Below are 25970 nucleotides of genomic sequence, written 5' to 3' on the forward strand. Positions count from 1 at the left end.
ATGCAGTGATGTGCCGGCCAAGCCGCCCCAGGAGATCCATGATGACCCGCAGCACCGCCCACACCGAAGTCGTCCAGCGCCAGTTCGGCGAACAAGCCTCTGCCTACCTGAGCAGCGCCGTGCATGCCCAGGGTAGCGAATTCGCCCTGCTGCAGGCCGAGCTTGCCGGGCACGCCGACGCCCGCCTGCTGGACCTTGGCTGCGGTGCCGGTCACGTGAGCTTCCATGTCGCCCCGCTGGTGGCCGAAGTGGTCGCCTATGACCTGTCGCAGCAGATGCTCGACGTGGTCGGCGCCGCCGCCATCGAGCGCGGCTTGAACAACATCGTCACCGAGCGTGGCGCCGCCGAGCGCCTGCCGTTCGCCGACGCCTCGTTCGATTTCGTCTTCAGCCGCTACTCGGCGCACCACTGGAGCGACCTGGGCCTGGCCCTGCGCGAGGTGCGCCGGGTGCTCAAGCCCGGCGGCGTGGCCGCGTTCGTCGACGTCATGTCGCCGGGCAGCCCGCTGCTCGACACCTACCTGCAAAGCGTCGAAGTACTGCGCGACACCAGCCACGTGCGCGATTATTCTGCCGGCGAGTGGCTGCAACAGGTCAGCGAAGCCGGCCTGTGCACCCGCAGCCACACGCGCCAGCGCCTGCGCCTGGAATACACCTCGTGGGTGGAGCGCATGCGCACCCCCGAGCCGATGCGTGCGGCGATTCGCCAGTTGCAGCAGGCGATGGGCGACGAAGTTCGCCAGCATTACCAGATAGAAGCCGATGGCTCCTTCAGCACCGACGTGATCGTGCTCTGGGCCCAACGCTGAGTTTTCCCCGGTACGCCAGTGCGGCGCACCGCTTGAATTGAATGATGAGGAACCCATGAGCAAGCAGATTCTGATTCTCCCAGGTGATGGCATTGGCCCGGAAATCATGGCCGAGGCGGTCAAGGTGCTGGAACTGGCCAACGACAAGTTCCAGCTCGGCTTCAGCCTGGCGCACGATGTGATCGGTGGCGCGGCCATCGACAAGCACGGCGTGCCGCTGGCCGACGAGACCCTGGAACGTGCGCGCCAGGCCGACGCCGTGCTGCTGGGCGCGGTGGGCGGGCCGAAGTGGGACAAGATCGAGCGTGATATCCGCCCTGAGCGCGGCCTGCTGAAAATCCGTTCGCAACTGGGCCTTTTCGCCAACCTGCGTCCGGCCATTCTCTACCCGCAGCTGGCCGATGCGTCCTCGCTCAAGCCAGAAATCGTCGCCGGCCTGGATATCCTGATCGTGCGCGAGCTGACCGGCGGCATCTACTTCGGTGCGCCGCGCGGCACCCGCGAACTGGAAGGCGGCGAGCGCCAGGCCTACGACACCCTGCCGTACAGCGAGAGCGAAATCCGCCGCATCGCCCGTGTCGGTTTCGACATGGCCCGCGTGCGCGGCAAGAAACTGTGCTCGGTGGACAAGGCCAACGTGCTCGCCTCCAGCCAGCTGTGGCGTGAAATCGTCGAGGACGTGGCCAAGGACTACGCGGATGTCGAGCTCAGCCACATGTACGTCGACAACGCCGCCATGCAACTGGTGCGCGCGCCCAAGCAGTTCGACGTGATGGTCACCGACAACATGTTCGGCGACATCCTGTCGGATGAGGCTTCCATGCTCACCGGTTCCATCGGCATGCTGCCGTCGGCGTCACTGGATGCCAACAACAAGGGCATGTACGAGCCGTGCCACGGTTCGGCCCCGGACATCGCCGGGCAAGGCATCGCCAACCCGCTGGCGACCATCCTGTCGGTATCGATGATGCTGCGTTACAGCTTCAACCAGCAGGCGGCGGCCGAGGCCATCGAACAGGCCGTGAGCCTGGTGCTGGATCAGGGCCTGCGCACCGGCGACATCTGGTCGGCGGGCTGCAGCAAGGTAGGTACGCAGGAAATGGGCGACGCAGTAGTCGCAGCGCTGCGGAATCTGTAATCTCTCGGGCCCGCCGCTGGTTTCTTCCAGGCGGCGGCCCACTTTTAGCGAAGGTGTAGTTGCGATGAAACGTGTAGGTCTGATCGGTTGGCGCGGTATGGTCGGTTCCGTGCTCATGCAGCGGATGCTCGAAGAGCAGGATTTCGATCTGATCGAGCCGGTGTTCTTCACTACCTCCAATGTCGGGGGCCAGGGGCCATCCGTGGGCAAGGACATTGCTCCGCTCAAGGATGCGTACAGCATTGAAGAGCTCAAGACCCTCGATGTGATCCTGACCTGCCAGGGTGGCGACTACACCAACGAGGTGTTCCCCAAGCTGCGCGAAGCCGGCTGGCAGGGTTACTGGATCGATGCCGCTTCCAGCCTGCGCATGCAGGATGACGCGGTCATCGTGCTGGACCCGGTCAACCGCAAGGTCATCGACCAGCAGCTGGACGCCGGCACCAAGAACTACATCGGTGGCAACTGCACCGTCAGCCTGATGCTGATGGGCCTGGGCGGCCTGTTCGAAGCCGGCCTGGTCGAATGGATGAGCGCCATGACCTACCAGGCGGCCTCCGGCGCCGGCGCGCAGAACATGCGCGAGCTGATCAAGCAGATGGGCGCTACCCATGCGGCGGTTGCCGATGACCTGGCCAACCCGGCGGCGGCCATCCTCGACATCGACCGCAAGGTCGCCGAGGCCATGCGCAGCGACGCCTACCCGACCGAGAACTTCGGCGTGCCGCTGGCCGGCAGCCTGATCCCGTGGATCGACAAGGAGCTGCCCAACGGTCAGAGCCGTGAAGAGTGGAAGGCCCAGGCCGAGACCAACAAGATCCTGGGTCGTTTCAAGAACCCGATCCCGGTCGACGGCATCTGCGTGCGCATCGGCGCCATGCGTTGCCACAGCCAGGCGCTGACCATCAAGCTGAACAAGGACGTGCCGATCGCCGACATCGAAGGCATGATCAGCCAGCACAACCCCTGGGTGAAGCTGGTGCCGAACCAGCGCGAGATCAGCATGCAGGAGCTGAGCCCGACCAACGTCACCGGCACGCTGAACATCCCGGTAGGGCGTCTGCGCAAGCTGAACATGGGGTCGCAGTACCTGGGCGCCTTCACCGTGGGCGACCAGCTGCTGTGGGGCGCGGCCGAGCCGCTGCGTCGCATGCTGCGGATCCTGCTGGAGCGTTGATCGCTGCTGCGCGGTAGAACAGGCCCCCTCGTCTTGCGACGCAGGGGGCTTTTTTGTGGTGGCCTGATGCCTTTGCCGGCACCGGGTGGTCTCGCTGCGGCAATCCGAGTAAAGTGCCGCTCCCCCCGTTCTGCCAGAGGCACTGTCCATGACCCAGACCTACGATATCGCCGTGATCGGCGCCACCGGCACCGTCGGCGAGACCCTGGTGCAAATCCTCGAGGAGCGCGATTTTCCCCTGGGCACCCTGCACCTGCTGGCCAGCAACGAGTCGGCGGGCAGCTCGGTGAACTACCGTGGCAAGAACCTGCGCGTGCGCGAAGTCGATGCCTTCGACTTCAGCCAGGTCAAGCTGGCGTTCTTCGCCGCAGGCCCTGCGGTTACCCGCAGTTTCGCCGCCAAGGCGCGTGCCGCCGGGTGTGCGGTGATCGATCTGTCCGGCGCGCTGTCGGCCGAACAGGTGGCAGCAGTGGTGCCCGAGGCCAATCCACAGGCCATCGACAGTCAGAGCCTGCCCGTGCAACTGGTCAGCCCGAGCGCTGCCGCGGTTGCCCTGGCGGTGGTGCTGGCCCCGCTCAAGCACCTGCTGGAACTGGAACGGGTCAACGTGACGGCGTGCATGGCGGTGTCGGCCCAGGGCCGCGAGGCGGTGGGCGAACTGGCCCGGCAAACTGCCGAGTTGCTCAATGCGCGTCCGCTGGAGCCGCGCTTCTTCGATCGCCAGGTGGCGTTCAACCTGCTGGCCCAGGTGGGCACCAGCGACAGCGAGGGCCATGGCGCCCTTGAGCGTCGCCTGGTGAGTGAGCTGCGCGAGTTGCTTGGCCTGCCTTCGCTGAAGATTTCCGTGACCTGTGTTCAAGTCCCGGTGTTTTTCGGCGATAGCTACACTGTGGCCGTGCACAGTCGCAAGGCGGTCGATCTGGCGGCGGTGAACGCCGTGCTGGAGCACGCCGACAGTGTCGAGCTGGTGGAGGCGGGTGACTATCCGACCCCGGTCGGTGATGCGGTCGCCCAGGATGTGGTGTATGTCGGGCGGGTGCGTGGCGGTGTCGACGAGGCCGAACAGCTCAATCTCTGGCTGACCACCGACAACGTGCGCAAAGGCGCGGCGTTGAACGCCGTACAGCTGGCGGAGTTGTTGATAAAACACCTTGCGTAAAAGATACTTGGCGACGATTTGCACATTGTTTCTGAAATACTGGAAGTGAGCGGCCGTCACGCGCTTGCGGGGCACCTTGCCAACATGATCCGGTGGTCATGCCAGTCAAATGCCTCACGGCGGTTTTTCACTTTCTTCTCGGTAGCCGGGGAAGGTTCATACAAAGGATGAGGTCATGCTTCGAATTCGCAAACTGGTGTTAGCAATAGCCGCGGCATCGGCGCTGTCCTCGGGTATGGCGCATGCGCTGGGGCTGGGCGAGCTGACCCTCAAGTCGGGGCAGAACCAGCCGCTGGATGCCGAGATCGAATTGCTCGATGTGCGTGACCTCACTCCCGCCGAAGTGGTGCCCAGCCTGGCGCCGGCCGAAGAGTTCAGCAAGGCCGGGGTCGAACGCCAGGCGTACCTCAACGACCTGACCTTCACCCCGGTGATCAACCCCAGTGGCAAGAGCGTGCTGCGGGTGACCTCCAGCCAGCCGCTGCCGGCCCCTATGGTCAAGTTCCTGGTGCAGGTGATGTGGCCCCAGGGCCGCCTGCTGCGCGACTACAGCGTACTGATCGACGCCTCCAAATTCTCTCCCGAAGCGGCCCAGGCGGCTTCGGGCGTCACCCCTGCGGTGACCGCGCCCGCCCGCCACACCACCGTGCGTCGCGACACCTTGTGGCAGATTGCCGCCAAGGCGCGCCAGGGTGGATCGGTGCAGCAGACCATGCTGGCGATCCAGGCGCTCAACCCCGATGCCTTCTACAACGGCAACATCAACCAGCTCAAGGTTGGCCAGGTACTGCGCCTGCCCGACCAGCAGCAGATCGCCGCCATCCCCCAGGGCCAGGCCGTCAAGGAAGTGGCCGAGCAGTATGCGGCCTGGCGTGAGGGGCGCCGTCTGGGCCCGCGTGCGCGCCAGCTCGACGCCACCCGGCGTGACGCGGCCGGCGCCGCCCCGGCGCGTATCGCCCAGCAGGACAACCTCAAGCTGGTGGCACCCGGCGGCAAAGGTGCGGCTGGCGACAGCAAGGCCCTGGCCGACAAGCTGGCGATGGCCGAAGAGAGCCTCGACACCACCCGGCGTGACAACGCCGAGCTGAAAAGCCGTGTGGCGGATCTGCAGAGCCAGCTGGACAAGCTGCAGCGCCTGATCGAACTGAAGAACGACCAGCTGGCGCGCCTGGAAGCCCAGAGCGCCGCGCCGACGAGCGTGCCTGCGCCCGAGCAGCCGGCGATCGATGCCCAGTTGCAGCAGGCGGTACCGAGCGAAGCGGTGGTGTCCCCGGCGCCGGCTGCCGTGGATACCGCGCCGGTGGCCGAAACGCCGCCGGCTGCCGTTACCCCGAGCGATTCGGACAAGATGCTCGACGACCTGCTGGGCAACAGCTGGCTGCTGGCGCTGATCGCAGGTTCAGCCTTGCTGGTGCTGTTGTTGCTTCTGCTGCTGTTGGCGCGCAAGCGTCGTGCCCAGCAGGAGGCTGAAAAGCACATGCGCATGGCGCGAGCCCTGGCCGAGGAAAGCGACCTGGGCCTGGGGCCGGACATGGACCTGCCGCAAAGCAGTTTCGAGGGCCTGGAGGTCTCCGCGCCGAGCGTGACCCTGGCGCCGGGTGTGGTGGCGGCCTCCGCTGCAGCGGCTGCGGCTGCCGAGGTAGCACCCGCCTACGACAGGCTGGACCCGGAGTCCGAGCTGGAGCTGGAGCCGGAATTCGAGCCCAAGCCGGCCCCCGTGGTCGAGCCCGCGCCCGAGCCGGTAGAGGTTCCGTCTCCGGCCCCGGCTGCGGTGGTGGCACCGGCCGTCATCGCGGCTGCCGTGCAGGCACCGGCCGAGGACGCCCCCGCGCCAAATGACGATGCCCTGCTGGCGGAAGTCGACCTGAGCATTGCCCGCGGTCGTCTGAACCATGCCGCCGAGCTGCTGGAGCCTGCGGTGGAGCAGGCCCCCGAGCGTGCCGACCTGCGCCTGAAGCTGATGGAAGTCTATGCCCGCCAGGGCGACCGTGACGCCTTTGTCGGCCACGAGCGCCAACTGGTTGCCAATGGTCAGAACCACGCCGATGTCGAGTCGCTCAAGCAGCGTTACCCGGCCATGCTCGGCGTGGCCGCAGCGGGCGTCAGCGCTGCGGCCCTGGCCGCCGAGCTGGATGCCCAGTATGTGCAGGACCTGCTGCAGGACGACCCGCAGCCCGCGCCGGAAATCGAGTTGCCGGGCGAAGACGACCTGGACAGCGCCTTCGACCTGAGCCTGGATGACCTGGAGGGGTTGGAAGGCCTTGAAGACCTCGAAGGTCTCGAGGGCCTGGCAGACCTGCAGATCGATGATCCGCAGGCGCCGCAGGCCACGCCGCCTGCCGATATCGCGGCGCTCGACGACCTCGATTTCGATACCCTGCTGCAAGAGCAGACCCAGGCCCAGGCCCAGGCCGAGACGCCAGCGCCGCAAGTGCCCGACGTGCAGGAGCAGGCAGTGACTGAAGTGCCGGCCGAGACGCCCGCCGAGGTGCCTGCCGAGCCGATGCCCGAACCTGCACCGGTCGAGCCCGAGCCAATCCTGGATGACCTGTCCGACTTCGACCTCGACATGGGCGCCGACCTTGCGCCACCGGCGCCTGAAGCTGCACCCGCCGCTACGCCTGAAGCGCCACTGGATATCGAGGCCCAGTTGGCCGCGTTCGATGACTCACTGGGGCTGGACGACAGCTTCCCGGACCTGGCCGATGATTTCGACCTGTCCCTGGCCGACGAGCCGGACCCGCTGGATGCCAGCTTTGCCGCCGAGCTGGACGACGTCAACGCCGAGCTCGACAAGCTCTCGCAGAACCTCGAGCAGCCTTCCATCGCGCCGCACTTCACCGCCGAAGATGCCTCCGACCTGATGCTCGACGAGCCGGAGTTCGACTACCTCTCCGGTACCGACGAAGCCGCCACCAAGCTCGATCTGGCACGTGCCTACATCGACATGGGCGACAACGACGGCGCCCGCGAGATACTCGATGAAGTGATGAAGGAAGGTACCGAGACCCAGCGCAAGGAAGCCATCGAACTGCGTTCGCAGATGAGCTGAACGCCCACCTGAAAGGCCAACGGCAGCCCTCGTGGCTGCCGTTGTCGTTATAATCCGCGCCATTGCGTAAACCGACAGGCTGTATCCCCTTGGAAATCATCGATAACGCCGCAGCCGAAATGGCCGCCGAAGGCTTTTTCAGAATCGCGCTGGGCGTGGAATACAAAGGCACCCGCTACCGTGGCTGGCAACGCCAGGCCAGTGGCGTGCCGAGCGTGCAGCAGACCCTCGAGGAGGCGCTGTCGAAGGTCGCCGACTCGCCAGTGTCGCTGCAGTGCGCCGGGCGTACTGATGCCGGCGTGCATGCCAGCGGCCAGGTGGTGCATTTCGACACGCGGGCGGTGCGCAGCATGAAGGCCTGGACCATGGGCGCCAACATCAACCTGCCGCATGACGTCAGCGTGTCGTGGGCCAGGCAGATGCCGGCGCACTTTCACGCGCGCTTCAAGGCCATTGCCCGGCGCTACCGCTACGTGATCTACAACGACCAGATCCGCCCGGCGCACCTGGGCGACCAGGTCACCTGGAATCACCGCCCGCTCGATGCCGGGCGCATGGCCGAAGCCGCAGCCTACCTGGTGGGCATCCATGACTTCAGCGCCTACCGCGCCGGCCAGTGCCAGGCCAAGTCGCCGATCAAGCAGATCCATCACCTGCGGGTGAGCCGGCATGGGCGCATGATCGTGCTGGATATCCGTGCCAGCGCCTTCCTGCATCACATGGTGCGCAACATTGCCGGCGTGCTGATGACCATCGGCGCCGGCGAGCGTCCGCCCGAGTGGGCCAGGGAAGTGCTCGAAAGCCGCGTGCGTCGTACCGGCGGGGTGACCGCGCACCCGTTCGGGCTGTACCTGGTGCAGGTGGAATACCATGACGAGTTCGAACTGCCCGAGCGTTTCATCGGGCCACATTTCCTTACGGGTTACGAGTCGTTGACGGCTGACGGCCCGCAAGGCATTTGCTAACATCCGGAGCTTTCCGGTTCAGCTGAGGTTCACAGGCCATGTCCGCCGTTCGCAGCAAGATCTGCGGGATTACCCGCATCGAGGATGCGCTGGCCGCGGCCGAGGCGGGCGCCGACGCCATCGGGCTGGTGTTCTACGCCAGAAGTCCGCGGGCGGTGAACGTGCAGCAGGCGCGGGCGATCATCGCTGCACTGCCGCCCTTCGTCACCACCGTGGGCCTGTTCGTCAACGCCAGCCGCTGTGAGCTCAACGAGATCCTCGACGCCGTGCCGCTGGACCTGCTGCAGTTTCATGGCGACGAAACCCCGGCCGACTGCGACGGCTACCACCGTCCCTGGATCAAGGCCCTGCGGGTTCGCCCCGGGGATGACCTGGAGGCCGGCTGCCAGCAGTACGCCAAGGCCAGCGGCATCCTCCTCGACACTTTCGTGGCCGGCGTTCCGGGCGGAACCGGCGAGGCGTTCGACTGGTCCCTGATACCCGAGCACCTGAGCAAGCCGATCATCCTGGCTGGCGGCCTCTCGGCCGACAATGTCGGGGCGGCCATCGCCCAGGTGCGTCCTTACGCAGTGGACGTCAGTGGTGGGGTGGAGCAGGCCAAGGGCATCAAGGACCCGGCCCGCATCGAGGCGTTCATGCGCGCGGTGCGCCAGGCGTGAGGGGCGGGCGAATGCTCGATGTGACGGCTGGCGGTGCGCCATCGTCCATAGCTTTCGCAGCCCGTTGCTGCCGGATCGCGCCCACGGGCCGATCGAAATTACCGGGTGGCGCCACCGGCGTCGCCTTTACAGGTTGACGATGAAGCTGGGGCAGGGTGGTACCGCGCTGAACGCGCACCGCCGGCCACGGTTCATCATCGCGTCATACACGAATTGAGCTCAAGGGCATACGCGTGACCCGGCAACTTTTGCCTGCCGGTCGCCGCTACTGGAGAAAGAAAGCATGAGCAACTGGTTGGTAGACAAACTGATCCCTTCGATCATGCGTTCCGAGGTGAAGAAGAGCTCGGTACCCGAAGGGCTGTGGCACAAATGCCCGTCCTGCGAGGCCGTGCTGTATCGTCCGGAGCTGGAAAAGACCCTGGATGTGTGCCCCAAGTGCAATCACCACATGCGCATCGGCGCACGTGCACGCATCGACATCTTCCTCGACGCCGAAGGCCGCAATGAGCTGGGTGCCGACCTGGAGCCGGTCGACCGCCTGAAGTTCCGCGACGGCAAGAAGTACAAGGACCGCCTGGTTGCTGCGCAGAAGCAGACCGGCGAAAAGGACGCCCTGGTTTCCATGAGCGGTACCCTGCTGGGCATGCCGGTGGTGGTCAGTGCGTTCGAGTTCTCCTTCATGGGCGGTTCGATGGGTGCCATCGTCGGCGAGCGTTTCGTGCGTGCCGCCAACTATGCCCTGGAAAACCGTTGTCCGATGGTCTGCTTCTCGGCCTCGGGCGGCGCGCGCATGCAGGAAGCGCTGATCTCGCTGATGCAGATGGCCAAGACCTCCGCCGTGCTGGCGCGCCTGCGCGAAGAAGGCATCCCGTTCATCTCGGTTCTCACCGACCCTGTTTACGGGGGCGTTTCGGCCAGCCTGGCAATGCTCGGCGACGTGATCGTGGGCGAGCCCAAGGCGCTGATCGGCTTTGCCGGCCCACGGGTTATCGAACAGACCGTGCGCGAAAAACTGCCTGAAGGCTTCCAGCGCAGCGAGTTCCTGCTGGAGCACGGTGCTATCGACATGATCATCGCCCGATCCGAACTGCGCCCGCGCCTGGGCAATCTGCTGGCACAGATGATGGGCCTGCCGACGCCGAAGTTCGTCGCCCCCGTGATCGAGCCGATCGTGGTACCACCGGTGCCTGCCAACGTATGACCCAGCGCACCCTGGGCGAGTGGCTCGCCTACCTCGAGCAGTTGCACCCGTCGACAATCGACATGGGCCTGGAGCGTTCGCGGCAGGTCGCAACGCGCCTCGGGCTGGGCCAGCCCGCGCCTCGGGTGATTACCGTTACCGGCACCAATGGCAAGGGCTCTACCTGTGCCTTCGTGGCCAGCCTGCTGCAGGCCCAGGGCCTGAAGGTCGGGGTCTACAGCTCGCCGCACCTGCTGCGCTACAACGAGCGGGTGCAGATCGACGGCCAGCAAGCCAGCGATGCGCAGCTGTGCCAGGCATTCGCCGCCGTCGAAGCGGCGCGTGGCGAGACCTCCCTGACCTACTTCGAGGCCGGTACCCTGGCGGCGTTCTGGCTGTTCCAGCAGTCGGCGCTGGACGCCGTGGTGCTTGAAGTGGGCCTGGGCGGGCGGCTTGACACCGTCAACCTGGTGGACGCCGACCTGTCCGTGGTCACCAGTATCGGTGTCGACCATTGCGATTTCCTTGGCGATACCCGTGAGTCGGTGGCCTTCGAGAAGGCCGGGATTTTCCGTGCCGGCAAGCCGGCGCTGTGTGGCGACCTCGACCCGCCGCAGCCGCTGCTGGACAAGGCACGCGAACTAGGCTGCCGGTTCCTGCTGCGCGGACGCGACTTCGACCTGTCCAGCACCGACCAGTACTGGCAGTGGCGGGGCGTGGATGCGCACGGCAATGCCGTCGAGCTGCACGACCTGCCGTTGCTCGATCTGCCCATGGAAAACGCGGCGCTGGCGCTGCAGACCTACCTGCTGACCGGCCTGCCCTGGAATGCCGCGCAGATCGCCCAGGCACTGCGCGACACCCGTATCGTCGGGCGTCTCGACCGTCGCCAGTTCATCTGGCAGGGCAAGCACCTGAGCATTCTGCTCGACGTCGGCCATAATCCACATGCGGCCCAGTACCTCGCTCAGCGCCTGGCTTCGCGCCCGGTGCCCGGCAGGCGCCTGGCGGTGTTCGGCCTGCTGGCCGACAAGGACCTGGCCGGGGTGATCGAACCGCTGCATGCGCAAGTGGCCCACTGGGCGGTTGCGCCTCTGGACACTGCCCGCAGCCGGCCTGCAAGCGAGTTGCAGGCCGCGTTGCAGAACCTTGGCGCCGACGTGAAGTCGTATGCAAGCGTCGCCGACGCCCTTGACGGGCAGTGCGCGCAAGCGACGGCAGGCGACCAGATCCTGCTGTTCGGATCATTTTTCTGTGTCGGCGAGGCCCTGCAGTGGCTGAGCCGGCAGACCATGGAGGACGGGGCAAATGGCGTTGCTGGATAAAGTCGTCAAGCAGCGGATGGTGGGCGCGCTGGTGCTGGTGGCACTGGCGGTGATCTTCCTGCCGATGCTGTTCACCCGTGAGGACGAGCTGCGCCAGGTGCATGTCGAGGCGCCCGCCGCCCCGGCTGTGCCGGCCTTGCCGCAGGTGCAGGTGGAACCGGTGGAGGTGCCCGAGCCGCAGGTGATCCAGGATGAGGCGCTCACCGCCCAGGAACCCAGCGCACCGAGCACGCCCATTGCCCCGGCACCGGTGGTGACTGCGCCCACCCCAGCGCCCGCCGCGCCGGTGACGGAGGCCAAGCCGGCCCCGGCCAAGCCGGTTGCCAGTGCACCTGCCAAGGTCGATGGCAATGGCCTGCCGGTGAGTTGGTCGGTGCAACTGGCCAGCCTGTCCAACCGCGCCAATGCCGAGAACCTGCAGAAAACCCTGCGTAGCCAGGGCTACAACGCCTATATTCGCTCGGCCGAAGGTACCAACCGGGTGTTCGTCGGGCCGCTGATCGAGCGTGCCGAAGCCGAGCGCCTGCGCGATGTGATCAACCGCCAGCAGAACCTCAAGGGTTTTGTGGTGCGCTTCCAGCCCGAACGTAGCTGACCCCCCGCCGTCCGGCCGCCGCCGGACGGCAAATCACCGCTTACCGATAGCCCACCGCTCTGGTAAAATGCGCCGCCTTATCCGTTTGCAGGCAGCACTGTGGCATTTACCTGGGTCGACTGGGCGATTCTCGCGATCATCGCCGTTTCTTCGCTGATCAGTCTCAAGCGCGGTTTCGTCAAGGAAGCCTTGTCGCTGCTTACCTGGATCATCGCCGGTGCGGTCGCCTGGATGTTCGGTGGCGGTATCTCGCAGTACCTTGAAGGCTACATCCAGACGCCGTCGGCGCGGGTGATAGCCGGATGTGCCATTCTTTTCGTCGCCACCTTGCTGGTGGGGGCAATGATCAATTTTCTGATCGGCGAGCTGATTCGCGTCACCGGGTTGTCCGGGACCGATCGCTTCCTGGGCATGGCGTTCGGCGCCGCTCGCGGGGCCCTGCTCGTCGTGGTGGCGGTCGGGCTGCTGAGCCTGGGGCCGGTACAACAGGACCCGTGGTGGCAGGAGTCTCGCCTGCTGCCACAATTTCTATTGGTGGCTGACTGGTCGAAAAACCTCATTCTGGGGCTGACCAGCCAGTGGCTAGCCAGCGGAATCAGCGCACCGGCTGATCTCCCGTTTCAAGAACAGTTGCTTGGGCCCAAAGCGCCCTGAGTGCTGATCCGTCAAGTTTCATAATGTAGGGGTTGCGTCGCATGTGTGGCATCGTCGGTATCGTCGGTAAGTCGAACGTCAATCAGGCGCTGTATGACGCGCTAACCGTGCTCCAGCACCGCGGCCAGGATGCTGCCGGTATCGTTACAAGCCATGATGGCCGACTATTCCTGCGCAAGGACAACGGCCTGGTACGTGACGTGTTCCAGCAGCGTCACATGCAGCGTCTGGTGGGCCACATGGGCATCGGTCATGTGCGCTACCCGACTGCGGGCAGCTCGACCTCGGCCGAGGCCCAGCCGTTCTACGTCAACTCGCCGTATGGCATCACCCTGGCGCACAACGGCAACCTGACCAATGTGGAGCAACTGGCCAAGGAGATCTACGAGTCCGACCTGCGCCACGTCAACACCAACTCCGACTCCGAAGTGCTGCTCAACGTATTCGCCCATGAGCTGGCGGTGCGCGGCAAGCTGCAACCGACCGAGGAAGACGTGTTCGCCGCCGTGACCGACGTGCACAACCGTTGCGTGGGTGGCTACGCGGTGGTGGCGATGATCACCGGCTACGGCATCGTCGGCTTCCGCGATCCGAACGGCATCCGCCCGATCGTGTTCGGCCAGCGTCACACCGACGAAGGCGTCGAATACATGATCGCCTCCGAAAGCGTCTCGCTGGACGTGCTCGGCTTCACCCTGATCCGCGACCTGGCGCCGGGCGAAGCGGTGTACATCACCGAAGAAGGCAAGCTGCACACCCGCCAGTGCGCCATCGCGCCCAAGCTTTCCCCCTGCATCTTCGAGCACGTTTACCTGGCCCGCCCGGATTCGATCATCGACGGTGTGTCGGTGTACAAGGCGCGCCTGCGCATGGGCGAGAAGCTTGCCGAGAAGATCCTGCGCGAGCGTCCCGAGCACGACATCGACGTGGTCATCCCGATTCCCGACACCAGCCGTACCGCGGCGCTGGAACTGGCCAACCACCTGGGCGTGAAGTTCCGTGAAGGCTTCGTCAAGAACCGCTACATCGGCCGTACCTTCATCATGCCCGGCCAGGCCGCGCGCAAGAAGTCGGTACGCCAGAAGCTCAATGCCATCGAGCTGGAGTTCCGCGGCAAGAACGTGATGCTGGTCGACGACTCGATCGTGCGCGGCACCACCTGCAAGCAGATCATCCAGATGGCCCGCGAAGCCGGCGCGAAGAACGTCTACTTCTGCTCCGCCGCGCCAGCGGTGCGTTTCCCCAACGTCTACGGCATCGACATGCCGAGCGCTCATGAACTGATCGCGCACAACCGCAGCACCCAGGACGTGGCCGAACTGATCGGCGCCGACTGGCTGGTCTACCAGGACCTGCCGGACCTGATCGAGGCTGTAGGTGGTGGCAAGATCAAGATCGAGCATTTCGATTGCGCGGTATTCGATGGCCAGTACGTGACTGGCGACATCGACGCCGCCTACCTGGACAAGATCGAGCAGGCGCGCAACGACGCCTCCAAGGTCAAGAACCAGGCGGTCAGCGCGATCATCGACCTTTACAACAACTGACAAGGGGAGCAACGGCATGACACAGCAATGGGATGCCGGGCGCCTGGACAGCGACCTCGACGGGGTCGCTTTCGATACGCTGGCGGTACGCGCCGGCCAGCATCGCACGCCGGAAGGTGAGCACAGCGACCCGCTGTTCTTCACTTCCAGCTACGTGTTCCGTACGGCGGCCGATGCCGCTGCGCGGTTCGCCGGCGAGGTTCCAGGCAACGTCTATTCGCGCTACACCAACCCGACCGTAAGGGCCTTCGAGGAGCGCATCGCCGCCCTGGAAGGCGCCGAGCAGGCGGTCGCCACCTCCACAGGCATGTCCGCGATCCTGTCGCTGGTGATGGCCTTGTGCAGCGCTGGCGACCACGTGCTGGTCTCGCAGAGCGTGTTCGGTTCGACCATCAGCCTGTTCGAGAAGTACTTCAAGCGCTTCGGCGTGCAGGTCGACTACGTGCCGCTGGCCAACCTGGCTGGCTGGGAACAGGCGATCAAGCCCAATACCAGGCTGCTGTTCGTCGAGTCGCCGTCCAATCCGCTGGCCGAGCTGGTGGACATCGGCGCGCTGGCCGAGATCGCCCATGCCCGGGGCGCGCTGCTGGTGGTGGACAATTGCTTCAGCACTCCGGCCCTGCAACAGCCATTGAAGCTGGGCGCGGACATCGTCATGCATTCGGCGACCAAGTTCATCGACGGCCAGGGCCGCTGCATGGGCGGCGTGGTCGCCGGGCGCAACGAGCACATGAAGGAAGTAGTGGGCTTTCTGCGTACTGCGGGGCCGACGCTGAGCCCGTTCAACGCCTGGGTGTTCCTCAAGGGCCTGGAAACGCTGAACCTGCGCATGCGCGCCCACTGCGCCAATGCCCAGGCCCTGGCCGAGTGGCTGGAGCAGCAGGACGGTGTCGAGAAGGTGCATTACGCCGGCCTGCCAAGCCACCCGCAGCACGAGCTGGCCAAGCGCCAGATGCGCGGCTTCGGTGCGGTGGTGAGCTTCGAGGTCAAGGGTGGCAAGGAGGGCGCATGGCGCTTCATCGACGCAACGCGGCTGATTTCGATCACCGCCAACCTGGGTGACAGCAAGACCACCATCACCCACCCGGCCACCACCTCCCACGGCCGTCTGGCGCCGCAGGAGCGTGAGGCCGCCGGGATTCGCGACAGCCTGATCAGGGTTGCCGTGGGCCTGGAAGACGTGGGCGACCTGCAGGCCGACCTGGCGCGCGGTCTGGCGGCGCTGTGATCGACTGGTCGGTGAGCGAGAGCAGCCACAACGGGCGTGTGGCGCTGGTAACCGGCGCTGCACGCGGGATCGGCCTGGGCATCGCGGCCTGGCTGATCAGCGAGGGCTGGCAAGTGGTGCTCACCGACCTGGATCGGGCCCGTGGCGCGAAGGTGGCCAAGGTGCTCGGTGACAACGCCTGGTTCGTCGGCATGGACGTGGCCGACGAGGCCCAGGTGACGGTGGGCGTGGCCGAGGTGCTGGGGCAGTTCGGACGCCTGGATGCGCTGGTGTGCAACGCGGCGATTGCCGACCCGCACAATACCACCCTCGAAAGCCTCAGCCTGAACCACTGGAACCGCGTGCTGGCGGTCAACCTGGGTGGCCCGATGCTGCTGGCCAAGCACTGTGCGCCTTACCTGCGCGCGCATTGCGGCGCCATCGTCAACCTGGTGTCCACCCGTGCGGCACAGTCCGAACCCGATACCGAGGCCTATGCTGCGAGCAAGGGCGGGCTGCTGGCCCTGACCCACGCACTGGCCATGAGCCTGGGCCCGGAGATCCGCGTCAACGCTGTCAGCCCTGGCTGGATCGATGCGCGGGACCCTTCGCTGCGCCGTGCCGAGCCCTTGAGCGAGGCCGACCATGCGCAGCACCCGGCGGGCAGGGTAGGGACCGTGGAAGATGTGGCGGCGATGGTGGCATGGCTGTTGTCGCGCAACGCGGGTTTTGTCACCGGCCAGGAGTTCGTGGTGGACGGTGGCATGACCAAGAAGATGATTTACACGTAAGCGGCAGGCTTCACGCGACACGCTGCAAGAACCTGTGCAATCGGCTTTTGATTCTGCTTTTACTTGCAGCTTGTTGCTTGAAGCCTGCAGCTGTTTTTTTACGAAAGTGAAAAAAACTTCAACACTGGTATTGACTTAGGTTCGATACCTGCGTAAATTTCACCACCTCAGCGAAGCACACGGGTGATTAGCTCAGCCGGGAGAGCATCTGCCTTACAAGCAGAGGGTCGGCGGTTCGATCCCGTCATCACCCACCACTTTCTGAGATGTTCCTGGCCCGACACTTTCGAAAGACGGTGTTACCAGAGAGGAACAGGACGCAAGTCCACTATGCGCAGCGGTAGTTCAGTCGGTTAGAATACCGGCCTGTCACGCCGGGGGTCGCGGGTTCGAGTCCCGTCCGCTGCGCCACTTTTCTCCAGATCGGTTCAACAACCGGTTTGAGGTCCGAAGCCAAGGCTTCAGGCCAGATCCCAGTTTCAAACAGGTGAAAGCCTGTGCGATACGCAGCGGTAGTTCAGTCGGTTAGAATACCGGCCTGTCACGCCGGGGGTCGCGGGTTCGAGTCCCGTCCGCTGCGCCATATCCGCCTCGAGGCCCTTGAACTCCTCGAAGCAACAAAAAAAGCGACCTTAAGGTCGCTTTTTTTGTGCCTGCAGAAAAGCCTGGCCGCCAAGGCTGGCACCTGCTGGCGACGTACTGCCTGCAGGTGCCGGCCTTGCTGGCGAAAGAATATGCCCCTCAGACCTTGAAGCGCGAAAGCAGCCCTTGCAGCTCAGTGCCCAGGCGCGCCAGCTCTGCCGCCGAGGTGGCAGTGTGCGCCGAGGCGGTGGACGTCTGTTCGGCCACATCACGCACACTGATCACGCTGCGACCGATCTCTTCGGCTACCGCGCTCTGCTGTTCGGCGGCGGTCGCGATCTGCACGTTCATGGCCTGGATGTGCGTGACCGTGTGTGTGATGGCCTGCAGCTCCACGCCTGCCTCATTGGCCAGCCCGACTGTCGTACCGACCATGCCCTGGCTGGTGTGCATGCGTTCTGCAGCCCTCTGCGCACCCTGCTGCAATGACCCGATCAATGTCTCGATCTCTGCGGTGGACTGCTGGGTGCGTTGGGCCAGCCCGCGCACCTCATCGGCCACCACGGCGAAGCCACGCCCGGCCTCGCCGGCACGTGCCGCCTCAATGGCGGCGTTGAGCGCCAGCAGGTTGGTCTGCTCGGCGATGGCATTGATCACCGTCATCACACTGCCGATGCGTTCGCTCTCTTCGGACAACCTGCCGACGGCGTCGGCGGAGGTGCCGATGTCGTCGGCCAACTGGTCGATCTGGGTCAGTGCGCGCTGTACCACCAGATTGCCCTGGCTGGCCTGGCTGTTGGCCTGGCGGGTGGCGGTACTGGCCTGCTCGGCATTGCGCGCCACTTCCTGCACCGTGGCTACCATTTCGCTCATGGCCGTGGCGACCTGGTCGGTCTCCAGTTTCTGGCTGTCGACGCCGGCACGGGTCTGTTCGGTGATGGCCGAGAGCTGCTCGGCCGCCGCTGACAACTGAGCGGTAACGGTGCCCACCTGGCCCAGCACACCGCGCAGGTTGTCGCCGCTTTGGGAGAGGGCTTGGAGCAACTGGCCAAACTCGTCACGGCGCAGCTCGCTGCTGTTATCCCTCAGGTCGCCGGCACCGATACGACGCGCGATCACTACGGCCTGCTGCAACGGCTGGGTGATCTGGCGGATGATCACCCAGCCGATCGCACCGCCCAGCAGCATGGCGCCAACCAGCAGCCCGAGCATCAATGCACGGCTGTGGCTGGATTCGTCGACGCTGAGCTGATTCTGGCGTGCGATCAGCGTATTGATCGCTTCCAGGCTGGTTTCGATATTGCTCACCAGCACCGTACGGCTGCGGGCCTGCTGCTCGACATCGCGGGCAAAGCGCTCGGCCAGTTGCATGTACTGGTCCAGGTCGGAGGGCAATCTACCCAGTTGCGGGTGACGGCTGCCCAGGCGCTTCACGCTGTCATTGGCGCGCGTGTGGGCCTCACGCACCGTGTCCAGGCGTTTGGTGCTGCCCTCGCGCATCATGGCCAGGCTGTTCTGGCGCAGGTCGCTCAGGGCGTCGTTGAGGGTGGCAAGGTCGCGACGGACGTTACTGGCGTCGTCCTGGTACAGCGCCTGGGTCAGTGTACGTACATCGTTCTGCAGGCTGCTGCCCAGGCGCTCGGAACCGGCCTGGATGCGGCCTATGTCCTGCTGGGCGGTTTGCAGCTGGCGAAACTGCTGCATGTAGCCCTGCATGTTTTCCAGCACGTGTTGCAACTGCTGCCTGGACACTGCGTCGTCCAGGCGCTGGAGGTTCTCCTCGATCAGCGCCACCAGGGTGCTGTAAGAGGTGTTCAATTGCGCCGCAAGGTTTTCATCGCCGTGGTGTTCATACGACAGGCGCGCGGCGCGAATGTCATTGGTGTGGTCGAGCACGTGATTGACCGACACCAGCCGATCGGCACGGGTGGTCAGGGTGTTGAGGCTGCGAATGCCGATCACGGCGAGGAGCGCCATCAGCAGCACGATACTCGCGAAACCGAGGGCCAGCTTCACTTTCACCGATATGTTTTTCACCTTGAATGCTCCTGGGTCGATGGTCAGTGGCTGACGTAGTGGCGTATTGCCATTTTCTGTCGTATGCCGGGCCAGTATCGATGGGCTCAAGGTGTAGCGGGGAGTCAGACATTTCCCGGTATGACGTGGGAAAGCTGGTTAAATAGTGAGCGAAAAAAATCGCGACCAATGGTTCAGGACGGCTGTGTAGTGCAGGCCAGCCGCTGTGCAGGTGAAATTTAGTGCCGGATCGCCCGGTTGCGGTTTCAGTCATCTGCGGATGTGATGCACAATAGGCGCCGACCGTTTTTCGCAGGATTTTCAATGTCAAAGTCAACCGTCTTCACTGCGCTCGGGCTGGCCCTTGTGCTGGCGGGCGTTGCCGGCTGTTCCTCGAAGAAAGCCGCCATCTACGAACACGAGAACTTCGACGACTCGGGCACCTTCTCGCGCAGCTTTCCGGTCAGCGAAGCAGGTACCTGCGAGGCTGCCCGGCGCGCGCTGCTCAGCCAGGGCTACATCATCACCACCAGCGAACCGGGCCAGGTCAATGGCAACAAGAGCTTCCAGCAAACCGGCGACTCGCACCTGCAGATCAGCTTCAACGTGGTCTGTGCCAACGATACCGGTTCCGGTCAGCGCTCGACCATGTTCGCCAATGCCCTGCAGGACCGTTATGCGCTGAAAAAATCCAACACTTCGGCCAGCCTCGGGGTGGGTGTGCTGGGGTCGGTGTCCATGCCGATCGGCTCGTCGGACGACTCCATGGTTAAAGTGGCCAGCGAAACGGTGACCTCGCCCAAGTTCTACGAGCGCTACTTTGCGTTGGTCGAGAGTTTCCTGCCCAAGCCGAGCAAGAAGGCCAAGGTCGAGCCCAAGGCCGAACCCGCCAAGCCGGCTCTCGACCTGGGAGTGCCCGAACCTGCGCCTGCTGCGCCAAGCGCTCCGGCCGTCGAGGCCGCGCCGGCGCAGGCTCCGGCCCCTGCGGCACCTGCCGAGGTTGCAGCGCCGGTGGTGGCGGTACCGGCAGCGCAAGCGCCGGCTGCACCGCTGGTCGACGACAGCAAGAGCTCGCAGCCTGTGGCGCCGCCCCAGGATGCGGCGCCGATCACGGTCGAACAGACTGCACCGCCCACCGAGCCTGCCGCCGCACCGGCGCAGCCTCCAGCGGCCCCGACGCCCGACGCGCCTGCGCCGCTGTGACGCATCGGATAAATCATCGATTGCCTGCTACGTTTATCTCAATGGGCTGAGCGCTTGTAATTTTCGCTGGCTTGCCAGCGAAGGGCGAGCCACCTTGCGCCAGCCTGTCACGTCACGGTCATTTTTTCTTCACCTGGGCACTTTAGGGTGAAGCACGACTCAATGACATGATCGAGAAAATCAAGGAGCAGGCAATGGACGACTATCAAGAAGAACTGCTGGAATACCGCGCATTCGAACTCGACCCGCCAGAGCCGGCCGAAGACGCTACCGAGCTCTGATCGGGCTCATGCGCCCCGCCGCTGGCTGCGGCGAAAGTCCCCCGGCGTCACGCCGTTCCAGCGCTTGAATGCGCGCTGGAAGGCCTCTGCCGACGCAAACCCCAGCAGGTAGGCTATTTCGCCAAAGGCCAGCTCCGTGTCGCGGATGTAGGTCACAGCCAGATCGCGGCGCGTGTCGTTCAGAATCGCCCGAAACTGCGTGCCTTCCTCGGCCAGCTTGCGCCGTAAGGTCCACGTGGGCAGTTGCAACTGCGCCGCCACTTCACCCAGGTCAGGTTCACGTCCGCCGTTGAGCAATGGCCCCAGCAGATGGGCGATACGCTCAGCCAGGCTGCGCATGCGCGTGCGCTCCGCCAGTTCCTGCTCGCATAGCTGCAACAGGTGCTGCCAGGTGCTGGGGCAATGGGCCGGGTTGCGCAGCGCCAGGCTGGCGCGGTCCAGGCGCAACTGATTATGTGTGGCCCCGAACTGCACCGGGCTGCTGCACAGGGCCTGGTAACGGTCGGCATAGGCAGGCGCGCAAAACTCGATCTCCATGCGCTCCGCCTGCACTGCCACCCCCACCAGCCCCGACAGTTGTGCCAGCCAGCCGGCCAGTACCGAGTCGACCACGAAGCGGTTGTAGTCGTTGTACGGGCTGATCGAATAGAAGCGCAGCCAGGCGCCCTGATTGTCCTCATGGAGGCTGGACTGGCCACGGTAGTTGGCGGCGTACAGCGGCTCGAAACGCACCAGCGTACGCGCGGCCTCGCCCAGGGTAGGGGCCTGGGCGGCGGCTACACCGGCCAGGCCGGCCTGGTTCAGGCGGCTCAGGCGGCCCATGTGCAAGCCCAGCGCCGGTTCGTTGCTGAGTGCAATGGCGGCATGCCCCAGGTGCATGTAGCGCGGAATCGACAGGCGCGCACCGGCTTCGGCCAGCCGTGCAGGCACAAGCCCGTAGCGTTGCAGAAGGGGGGCCGGATCATGCCCCAGTTGCTGCAGCGCCTGCGCAAGGCTCTGGATGAACCCCACCGACAGATCCCCCAGGCGTACCCGTGGTCGGTTCATCGGTTACAGCCAGAGGTTGAGCAGGCGCGCGCCGGGATGACTGCTGGCACTGACGTAGTGCCCGCCGCGGCTGGTGAAGCCCAGGCCGTCGCCGGCAATTTCCCAGAACTGGCCGCGCAGGAACACGCTCAGCAGGGCGGTATCGGCGCTTTGGCCGTGGCCGATCAGGCGCTGCCAGGCCTGGCCTTCCTCGACCTGGCCGGCCTTGAGCGGCAGGCTCACGGCCATCGGCTGGTGGCGGTTGCCGCGCCAGGGGGCGGTCCAGCTGTCTCGGCCGCTGATGAAGGCGGGTACCGCGATCAGTTGTGCCGACTGCGCGGCCAGTTGCTGGTAGTTGGTCGGGTACCAGCTGTCGCTGCCCACCAATACGCCGAGGCGGCCTGCGGGTGTATCGAATACTTGCAGCGGATAGGCATCGCCGCTGCGGATGAAGCGGCGCACTTCACTGTCGGGGTATTGCTGGCGTTGCGGCTGGCCGATCACCTTGCCGTCGCTGGCGAACACCACGCCGTTGTTGTACAGCGCGCCGCTGCCACTGTGAAGGATGCCTTGCTCTGCATACGGCGTGGGCAGCACGATGGAACCGGCCACCAGGGTCACGCCGAACTCCCTGGCCAGGCCGCCGAACAGTTGCTGGTAGTCGGCTGCCATCTGCGTGGCCTTCATGCGCAGGTGCGCATCGGCGCGGCGGTCGTCGCCCTCGGCGTTGAACATCGCCAGCCCGTAGCGCAGCGGGTTGCTCAGCTCCAGCCATTGCCAGGCCTCCTGCAGGCGGGTGACCTGGTACAGCTCTTTCTTTTCGCCGCGGGCCCACAGCCAGGTGCCGATATGCTCGGGCAGCACCACGATCGTGCGCGGGCCGACCAGGCCCTGGGTGCGAGCGTGTTCAAGGTAGGCGGCGAGCTTGCGGTGCAGCAGGGCCAGGTTCTGGTAGTCGCCCGGATACAGCAGTGGCTCGATGCCCAGCAGATTGCCCTTGTCGGCGGGCACGCCCTGGTTCAGCGCCACTTCAACACGAAGGTCGGACAGGTAGTGGCCGGCCGGGCGTTGTTCGGTCCACAGGCCATAGCCCAGGAGCATGGCAGTCAGAACAAGCGCCAGGGCGCCAAGCAGAAGTTTTCGCATGGAATCAGATGTATGTCCGCAGTTGCGTCGAGGGTACTGGAAACAGGGGGTTGGTGAAACATATCCTGCTCGCACTGGGCCCTGAGTCGAAGCATAGGACTGCTGCAGGCGTCTTAAATACTGGCGCACTTGCTATTTGCCATGGCGGATCTATCGTCGTTGTTACAGCCTTCCAAAGGATTGGCATCATGACGATACGGCTGGTCAGACTGCTGGTCATGGGCGGGGCCGCGCTGCTCGCATCCTGTGCGCTGTTCAACCCTTATGTGCAGAGTATCGCGCCTGAAACAAAGACTGCCACTGGCTCGCAACTGGCCAGCAAGATCCGCATGGAGCTCCAGGGCAAGACCAACGGATTGGCCTACTGGCAGTCGGGATCGTCATTGGCGCTGGCAGGTGCGCTGGGTCTTGGGGGCTACAAGGCCGTCACTGCAGGCAACGGTCACCAGGTGGCAGCGCTTGCGGCTGGCAGTGCATCGCTCTATGGTTTTTCCGCTGCGCAGTACAAACCCACCAGAGAGCAGCTTTATCACCGTGGCGTGCAAGCGGTGATGTGTGTCGAGTCGATATACGAGCGGGCCAGCCTGGAGGAGGGTAACGAGCTGATAAGGCGCATCGCCCAGCTGAAGGCTGGCTCTGGAGCCGTGTCGATTACCAATGCCTACTCGTTGTATGGCGCGATTTCCAGGGCGAAGGCATTCGACAGGGTGTACAAGGAGAAACTGGTCGAAATCGTCGCGGCGCTCAATAACTACCTGGCTGCATTGCAGCCTGCCCCTGAGGTGACGTACCGGATCATCTCCGACGCGATCGGGTCACGGCCGGTTCCCCCGCCGGACGGCACGAAGAACGCGTGGTCAGCCGGCCTGGCGCCTATTTCCATCAATGGACGTTTCAATGCCCAGCAGCAGCTCCAGGCGGCCTTGCTGGCCGATGAGGCCAATGAATGGATTGCGCGCATCTACACCACTGCACCGGGCTTTGACAGTGATGCTCCCGGTTGCAACCCGTTTCAGGGGCAAGTGCCCTCGATCAAAGGGCTGCCATCCGGATCCACACTGGACATGGTGGCAGGCGGGCAGGAGCGCTTTCTGATCCTGAACTCCTCCGGCGACCTGCGCATCACCTACGCAACCCAGGACTCATCCGATCAGGGCGCTGCCGAAATCAGAGTGATTACTGAAAACAGAAGCTACTGGGTGGAGGTCAAGGCGCTCAGGCAGACCCAGAAACCGCTGAAGGCCTATCTGACGGATAGCCAGAAGGGCGAAGTCACCATCGACTTCTACATCAGTATCTCCGCCGCTCCTGCGGCTGGTCCTTGAGCTGGGGGGGTCGAGAATGTCTGGCGCAACGGTACTGTCCGGGCTTGCTGCGGGCTTTCTGCTCGCCGCGTCAATGGCTTCAGGCGCCGAGGATTGCGGTACGCCTGGCACACTGACCAGCAGCAAGGGTGATTCCCGAGTGTTGGTGACGCGAGTGTTCAAGGATGGCTCGATCGCCGTGCGTGCGCGGCTGGCAGTGAATCCGGATGGTGGCAAGGGCGCCTACACCGTTGGCGATCATGGGTTCACCTATATCGCCAACGGCCTTTCGATCATGCGCAAAGGTGTCCCCTATCGATGCGACCTTGATTGCCGAAACGCTTTTCTGAAGGCGGAACTCAAAGGGTTTGCCGAGCACACGCCCGAGTTCTGCGTGTATGCCATGGAAGTCGAGCCCTTTGCGCCAGGGCAGGCCAGAACATCCTGCGGCAATGGGCGCTACCTCATCGGAAATGGCAAGGGCCGCCTGCGCAAGGGGCCGCTGCTTGACACCGTGAGCGGCGCCACGGTGCAGAGCTATGTTTCCACCACCTCATTGCGCCACAAGGTGGATGGCCAGGTGCAACCTCTGGACTCCGAGACACTGCCCATAGCGGTGGCCGCCAAGGCGAGCATGCTGGGATCGATCGTCTGGGTCGCAGGCAAGGGCCTGCACGGCACGTTCGCGCTTGTGGGCGAAAGCGGGCCGGCTTTTGGCGAAGGCTCAATCGCGCTGCACCAGTTGTTGCACACCAATGCAATCACCGCACAGGCATCCGGCCCTATCCCTGTGGGGCAGCGCTGCAGCGCTGTCGAGTCAGGCCTGACGCCCCCTTTTCGGTCGTCCCCGGACAAACCAGGGGACGGCTGCCGGAGAGGGCGAGCAGCCAGCAGCGCCAGCGATATCCGTGCCTACAACGGTATCAGCGAGCCAGTCGATTTCGTCGTGCTTGGCCAGGCCGGATTTTCCCGCAAAGGCGGGTTGATCGAGCAGACGGTGACTCGGCAGTCGATCGATGAGGCGGCTGCACGAGCCGGCTATACCCAGCAGCGTATTCGTCAGATGCTGGCCTGCCTGCCGCGGTCCTGAGCCAGGTGACCGCCTACGGCTGGTCTCAGCCCTTGGCCGCCATGGCGGTCACTTCCACGCGCATGCCTTCAACCGCAAGGGCGGCCACGCCAACTGCGGCCCGCACTGGCCATGGTTTGGCGAAAAAGCGCTGGTACACTGCATTGAAGGCGGCGCGGTCGGCCATGTCGGTGAGGTAGATGGTCAGGTGCATGACCCTGTCCATCGAGCTGCCGGCGCGCTCCAGTGCCACCTTCAGGGCTTGCAGGGTGCATTCGCTCTGCAGGGTGATGTCGCCCAGTTCCAGGCTGCCGTCTGCCCGGGTCGGGATCTGGGTGGAGACCAGCACGCCGCCGAAACCGACAACGTCGGAGGAGATGGAGTCGGCATCGAGATCGGGAACGAAGGTGAGGTCGTGGTTGGCCATGGGCAGCTCTCGTTTGAGGGGGGGACAAGTTGGCCGACAGTTTACAGGGTCATGGCGCATGAGGTGCGATGGCGAGCGCATTCAGTCGTCAGTGAGTGGGTGCCTGTCGGCGACGATCGATCGGTCAGTCGACGCTCGTTTTGCCTCTTGAAATGCTCGCGGCCGATTTCCCCAACTGCGCAACTTCTTGCGCACTCAAATGTGGATAACCCTGTGCATACATTGCTGCGGGCCATAATAAACGTGGTCTTCAGCCAACTGCGCAACTTCTTGCACAGTACTGCGCAAGAAGTTGCGCACTTTTTCGGGTTTTCTCGCGTAAAAGTGCTCAAAAAACGTACAGCAAAAACACAAGCCACTGATTAACAACAATTAAATTTCAGTTGGCACGGGTCTTGAACTGTCTCCTTGCAGCCGCACGGCATTTTTCGCCTGTCCGGCTTCACTTTTTGCAAGGAGCAAACCCCCATGGCAACACCTGCCTACATGTCCGTCACCGGCACCAAACAAGGCCTGATCACCGCCGGTGCCTTCACCGCCGATTCGGTCGGCAACACCTACCAGGAAGGCCACGAAGACCAGGTCATGGTCCAGGGCTTCAACCACGAAGTGATCATCCCGCGCGACCCGCAGTCCGGTCAGCCGACCGGCCAGC

Annotated in this window: 22 protein-coding genes, 3 tRNA genes and 1 pseudogene; 21 read left to right on the plus strand and 5 right to left on the minus strand. The window is 64.5% G+C overall.

Annotation, left to right across the window (positions count from 1 at the left end):
* Positions 1-41 precede the first annotated feature (41 nt).
* The 17 genes from JZZ72_RS12050 to JZZ72_RS12130 all read left to right on the plus strand — a co-directional run bounded on the left by JZZ72_RS12050 (position 42) and on the right by JZZ72_RS12130 (position 16844).
* Entirely contained in the window at positions 42-809 is a 768-nt protein-coding gene (locus JZZ72_RS12050; RefSeq protein WP_043862852.1) for a class I SAM-dependent methyltransferase, read from the plus strand.
* A gap of 55 nt (positions 810-864) precedes the next feature.
* Positions 865-1947 carry a 3-isopropylmalate dehydrogenase gene (gene leuB / locus JZZ72_RS12055; protein WP_043862851.1) on the plus strand — a complete coding sequence of 361 codons (1083 nt, stop codon included), beginning with the start codon at positions 865-867 and terminating at the stop codon, positions 1945-1947.
* 64 nt (positions 1948-2011) lie between these two features.
* Positions 2012-3124: an aspartate-semialdehyde dehydrogenase gene (gene asd, locus JZZ72_RS12060; protein WP_043862850.1), complete on the plus strand. Its 1113-nt coding sequence runs from the start codon at positions 2012-2014 to the stop codon at positions 3122-3124.
* 148 nt (positions 3125-3272) lie between these two features.
* Positions 3273-4283: an aspartate-semialdehyde dehydrogenase gene (locus JZZ72_RS12065; protein WP_043862849.1), complete on the plus strand. Its 1011-nt coding sequence runs from the start codon at positions 3273-3275 to the stop codon at positions 4281-4283.
* A gap of 175 nt (positions 4284-4458) precedes the next feature.
* Entirely contained in the window at positions 4459-7335 is a 2877-nt protein-coding gene (locus tag JZZ72_RS12070) for a FimV/HubP family polar landmark protein (RefSeq protein WP_210014502.1), read from the plus strand.
* A 119-nt stretch (positions 7336-7454) separates the two neighbouring features.
* A complete protein-coding gene (gene truA, locus JZZ72_RS12075) occupies positions 7455-8300 on the plus strand; it encodes a tRNA pseudouridine(38-40) synthase TruA (protein WP_210014509.1) in 846 nt (281 codons plus the stop codon).
* Positions 8301-8338: 38 nt separating this feature from the next.
* Positions 8339-8959 (plus strand): phosphoribosylanthranilate isomerase, encoded by a 621-nt coding sequence (locus JZZ72_RS12080; RefSeq protein ID WP_054916652.1) that lies wholly within the window; start codon positions 8339-8341, stop codon positions 8957-8959.
* 283 nt (positions 8960-9242) lie between these two features.
* A complete protein-coding gene (accD, locus tag JZZ72_RS12085) occupies positions 9243-10163 on the plus strand; it encodes an acetyl-CoA carboxylase, carboxyltransferase subunit beta (protein ID WP_043862846.1) in 921 nt (306 codons plus the stop codon).
* Positions 10160-11467: a bifunctional tetrahydrofolate synthase/dihydrofolate synthase gene (gene folC, locus JZZ72_RS12090; protein ID WP_210014503.1), complete on the plus strand. Its 1308-nt coding sequence runs from the start codon at positions 10160-10162 to the stop codon at positions 11465-11467. The genes accD and folC overlap by 4 nt, the downstream gene beginning before the upstream one ends.
* Positions 11451-12062: an SPOR domain-containing protein gene (locus JZZ72_RS12095; protein WP_210014504.1), complete on the plus strand. Its 612-nt coding sequence runs from the start codon at positions 11451-11453 to the stop codon at positions 12060-12062. The genes folC and JZZ72_RS12095 overlap by 17 nt, the downstream gene beginning before the upstream one ends.
* A gap of 99 nt (positions 12063-12161) precedes the next feature.
* Positions 12162-12716 carry a CvpA family protein gene (locus JZZ72_RS12100; RefSeq protein ID WP_043862843.1) on the plus strand — a complete coding sequence of 185 codons (555 nt, stop codon included), beginning with the start codon at positions 12162-12164 and terminating at the stop codon, positions 12714-12716.
* A gap of 41 nt (positions 12717-12757) precedes the next feature.
* Positions 12758-14263: an amidophosphoribosyltransferase gene (purF, locus tag JZZ72_RS12105; protein ID WP_043862842.1), complete on the plus strand. Its 1506-nt coding sequence runs from the start codon at positions 12758-12760 to the stop codon at positions 14261-14263.
* Positions 14264-14279: 16 nt separating this feature from the next.
* On the plus strand, positions 14280-15491 hold the full coding sequence (locus JZZ72_RS12110; RefSeq protein ID WP_043862841.1) for an O-succinylhomoserine sulfhydrylase: 1212 nt from the start codon (positions 14280-14282) through the stop codon (positions 15489-15491).
* Between the two features lie 11 nt (positions 15492-15502).
* Positions 15503-16261, plus strand: coding sequence for an SDR family oxidoreductase (locus JZZ72_RS12115; RefSeq protein ID WP_167400232.1), 759 nt, complete (start codon positions 15503-15505; stop codon positions 16259-16261).
* Positions 16262-16442: 181 nt separating this feature from the next.
* Positions 16443-16518 (plus strand) — tRNA-Val (locus tag JZZ72_RS12120).
* A gap of 77 nt (positions 16519-16595) precedes the next feature.
* Positions 16596-16672 (plus strand) — tRNA-Asp (locus tag JZZ72_RS12125).
* Positions 16673-16767: 95 nt separating this feature from the next.
* Positions 16768-16844 (plus strand) — tRNA-Asp (locus tag JZZ72_RS12130).
* A gap of 158 nt (positions 16845-17002) precedes the next feature.
* Here the strand turns inward: JZZ72_RS12130 and JZZ72_RS28265 are convergent.
* Together JZZ72_RS28265 and JZZ72_RS28270 are read right to left on the minus strand one after the other, a co-directional pair.
* Complete coding sequence (locus tag JZZ72_RS28265) at positions 17003-17716, minus strand: methyl-accepting chemotaxis protein (RefSeq protein WP_371920448.1); 714 nt, start codon at positions 17714-17716, stop codon at positions 17003-17005.
* A gap of 144 nt (positions 17717-17860) precedes the next feature.
* A pseudogene (locus JZZ72_RS28270) lies at positions 17861-18820 on the minus strand (methyl-accepting chemotaxis protein); the annotation flags it as partial.
* 363 nt (positions 18821-19183) lie between these two features.
* Between JZZ72_RS28270 and JZZ72_RS12140 the strand changes: the two are divergent.
* On the plus strand, positions 19184-20062 hold the full coding sequence (locus JZZ72_RS12140; RefSeq protein WP_058541085.1) for a DUF2242 domain-containing protein: 879 nt from the start codon (positions 19184-19186) through the stop codon (positions 20060-20062).
* 287 nt (positions 20063-20349) lie between these two features.
* Here the strand turns inward: JZZ72_RS12140 and JZZ72_RS12145 are convergent, their stop codons facing one another.
* Both JZZ72_RS12145 and JZZ72_RS12150 read right to left on the minus strand, forming a co-directional pair.
* Complete coding sequence (locus JZZ72_RS12145) at positions 20350-21390, minus strand: AraC family transcriptional regulator (RefSeq protein WP_043862838.1); 1041 nt, start codon at positions 21388-21390, stop codon at positions 20350-20352.
* A gap of 3 nt (positions 21391-21393) precedes the next feature.
* Entirely contained in the window at positions 21394-22515 is a 1122-nt protein-coding gene (locus JZZ72_RS12150) for a carbon-nitrogen hydrolase family protein (RefSeq protein ID WP_210014506.1), read from the minus strand.
* 188 nt (positions 22516-22703) lie between these two features.
* On the opposite strand from JZZ72_RS12150, the gene JZZ72_RS12155 reads away from it, so the two are divergent.
* Together JZZ72_RS12155 and JZZ72_RS12160 are read left to right on the plus strand one after the other, a co-directional pair.
* A complete protein-coding gene (locus tag JZZ72_RS12155) occupies positions 22704-23840 on the plus strand; it encodes a hypothetical protein (protein WP_058541088.1) in 1137 nt (378 codons plus the stop codon).
* A gap of 16 nt (positions 23841-23856) precedes the next feature.
* On the plus strand, positions 23857-24909 hold the full coding sequence (locus JZZ72_RS12160; RefSeq protein WP_123752723.1) for a hypothetical protein: 1053 nt from the start codon (positions 23857-23859) through the stop codon (positions 24907-24909).
* A 25-nt stretch (positions 24910-24934) separates the two neighbouring features.
* On the opposite strand, the gene JZZ72_RS12165 is transcribed toward JZZ72_RS12160, so the two are convergent.
* On the minus strand, positions 24935-25315 hold the full coding sequence (locus JZZ72_RS12165; protein ID WP_043862834.1) for a RidA family protein: 381 nt from the start codon (positions 25313-25315) through the stop codon (positions 24935-24937).
* A gap of 468 nt (positions 25316-25783) precedes the next feature.
* Here JZZ72_RS12165 and tssD point away from each other — a divergent pair.
* Positions 25784-25970 (plus strand): type VI secretion system tube protein TssD (tssD, locus tag JZZ72_RS12170; RefSeq protein ID WP_210014507.1); only part of this gene is annotated, 187 nt, incomplete at its 3' end.

The sequence above is a fragment of the Pseudomonas palmensis genome (assembly GCF_017848315.1).
In the GTDB taxonomy this organism is placed as follows: Bacteria; Pseudomonadota; Gammaproteobacteria; order Pseudomonadales; family Pseudomonadaceae; genus Aquipseudomonas; species Aquipseudomonas palmensis.

What these genes read in the sequence shown, in the direction of transcription:
- accD (WP_043862846.1), top strand. Translation starts at nt 9,243, where the DNA reads ATGAGCAACTGGTTGGTAGACAAACTGATCCCTTCGATCATGCGTTCC.
- JZZ72_RS12165 (WP_043862834.1), bottom strand. Translation starts at nt 25,315, where the DNA reads ATGGCCAACCACGACCTCACCTTCGTTCCCGATCTCGATGCCGACTCC.
- JZZ72_RS12145 (WP_043862838.1), bottom strand. Translation starts at nt 21,390, where the DNA reads ATGAACCGACCACGGGTACGCCTGGGGGATCTGTCGGTGGGGTTCATC.
- JZZ72_RS12080 (WP_054916652.1), top strand. Translation starts at nt 8,339, where the DNA reads ATGTCCGCCGTTCGCAGCAAGATCTGCGGGATTACCCGCATCGAGGAT.
- JZZ72_RS12065 (WP_043862849.1), top strand. Translation starts at nt 3,273, where the DNA reads ATGACCCAGACCTACGATATCGCCGTGATCGGCGCCACCGGCACCGTC.
- JZZ72_RS12050 (WP_043862852.1), top strand. Translation starts at nt 42, where the DNA reads ATGACCCGCAGCACCGCCCACACCGAAGTCGTCCAGCGCCAGTTCGGC.
- truA (WP_210014509.1), top strand. Translation starts at nt 7,455, where the DNA reads ATGGCCGCCGAAGGCTTTTTCAGAATCGCGCTGGGCGTGGAATACAAA.
- folC (WP_210014503.1), top strand. Translation starts at nt 10,160, where the DNA reads ATGACCCAGCGCACCCTGGGCGAGTGGCTCGCCTACCTCGAGCAGTTG.
- leuB (WP_043862851.1), top strand. Translation starts at nt 865, where the DNA reads ATGAGCAAGCAGATTCTGATTCTCCCAGGTGATGGCATTGGCCCGGAA.
- asd (WP_043862850.1), top strand. Translation starts at nt 2,012, where the DNA reads ATGAAACGTGTAGGTCTGATCGGTTGGCGCGGTATGGTCGGTTCCGTG.
- JZZ72_RS28265 (WP_371920448.1), bottom strand. Translation starts at nt 17,716, where the DNA reads ATGAGCGAAATGGTAGCCACGGTGCAGGAAGTGGCGCGCAATGCCGAG.
- purF (WP_043862842.1), top strand. Translation starts at nt 12,758, where the DNA reads ATGTGTGGCATCGTCGGTATCGTCGGTAAGTCGAACGTCAATCAGGCG.
- JZZ72_RS12160 (WP_123752723.1), top strand. Translation starts at nt 23,857, where the DNA reads ATGTCTGGCGCAACGGTACTGTCCGGGCTTGCTGCGGGCTTTCTGCTC.
- JZZ72_RS12095 (WP_210014504.1), top strand. Translation starts at nt 11,451, where the DNA reads ATGGCGTTGCTGGATAAAGTCGTCAAGCAGCGGATGGTGGGCGCGCTG.
- JZZ72_RS12070 (WP_210014502.1), top strand. Translation starts at nt 4,459, where the DNA reads ATGCTTCGAATTCGCAAACTGGTGTTAGCAATAGCCGCGGCATCGGCG.
- JZZ72_RS12140 (WP_058541085.1), top strand. Translation starts at nt 19,184, where the DNA reads ATGTCAAAGTCAACCGTCTTCACTGCGCTCGGGCTGGCCCTTGTGCTG.
- JZZ72_RS12150 (WP_210014506.1), bottom strand. Translation starts at nt 22,515, where the DNA reads ATGCGAAAACTTCTGCTTGGCGCCCTGGCGCTTGTTCTGACTGCCATG.
- JZZ72_RS12110 (WP_043862841.1), top strand. Translation starts at nt 14,280, where the DNA reads ATGACACAGCAATGGGATGCCGGGCGCCTGGACAGCGACCTCGACGGG.
- JZZ72_RS12155 (WP_058541088.1), top strand. Translation starts at nt 22,704, where the DNA reads ATGACGATACGGCTGGTCAGACTGCTGGTCATGGGCGGGGCCGCGCTG.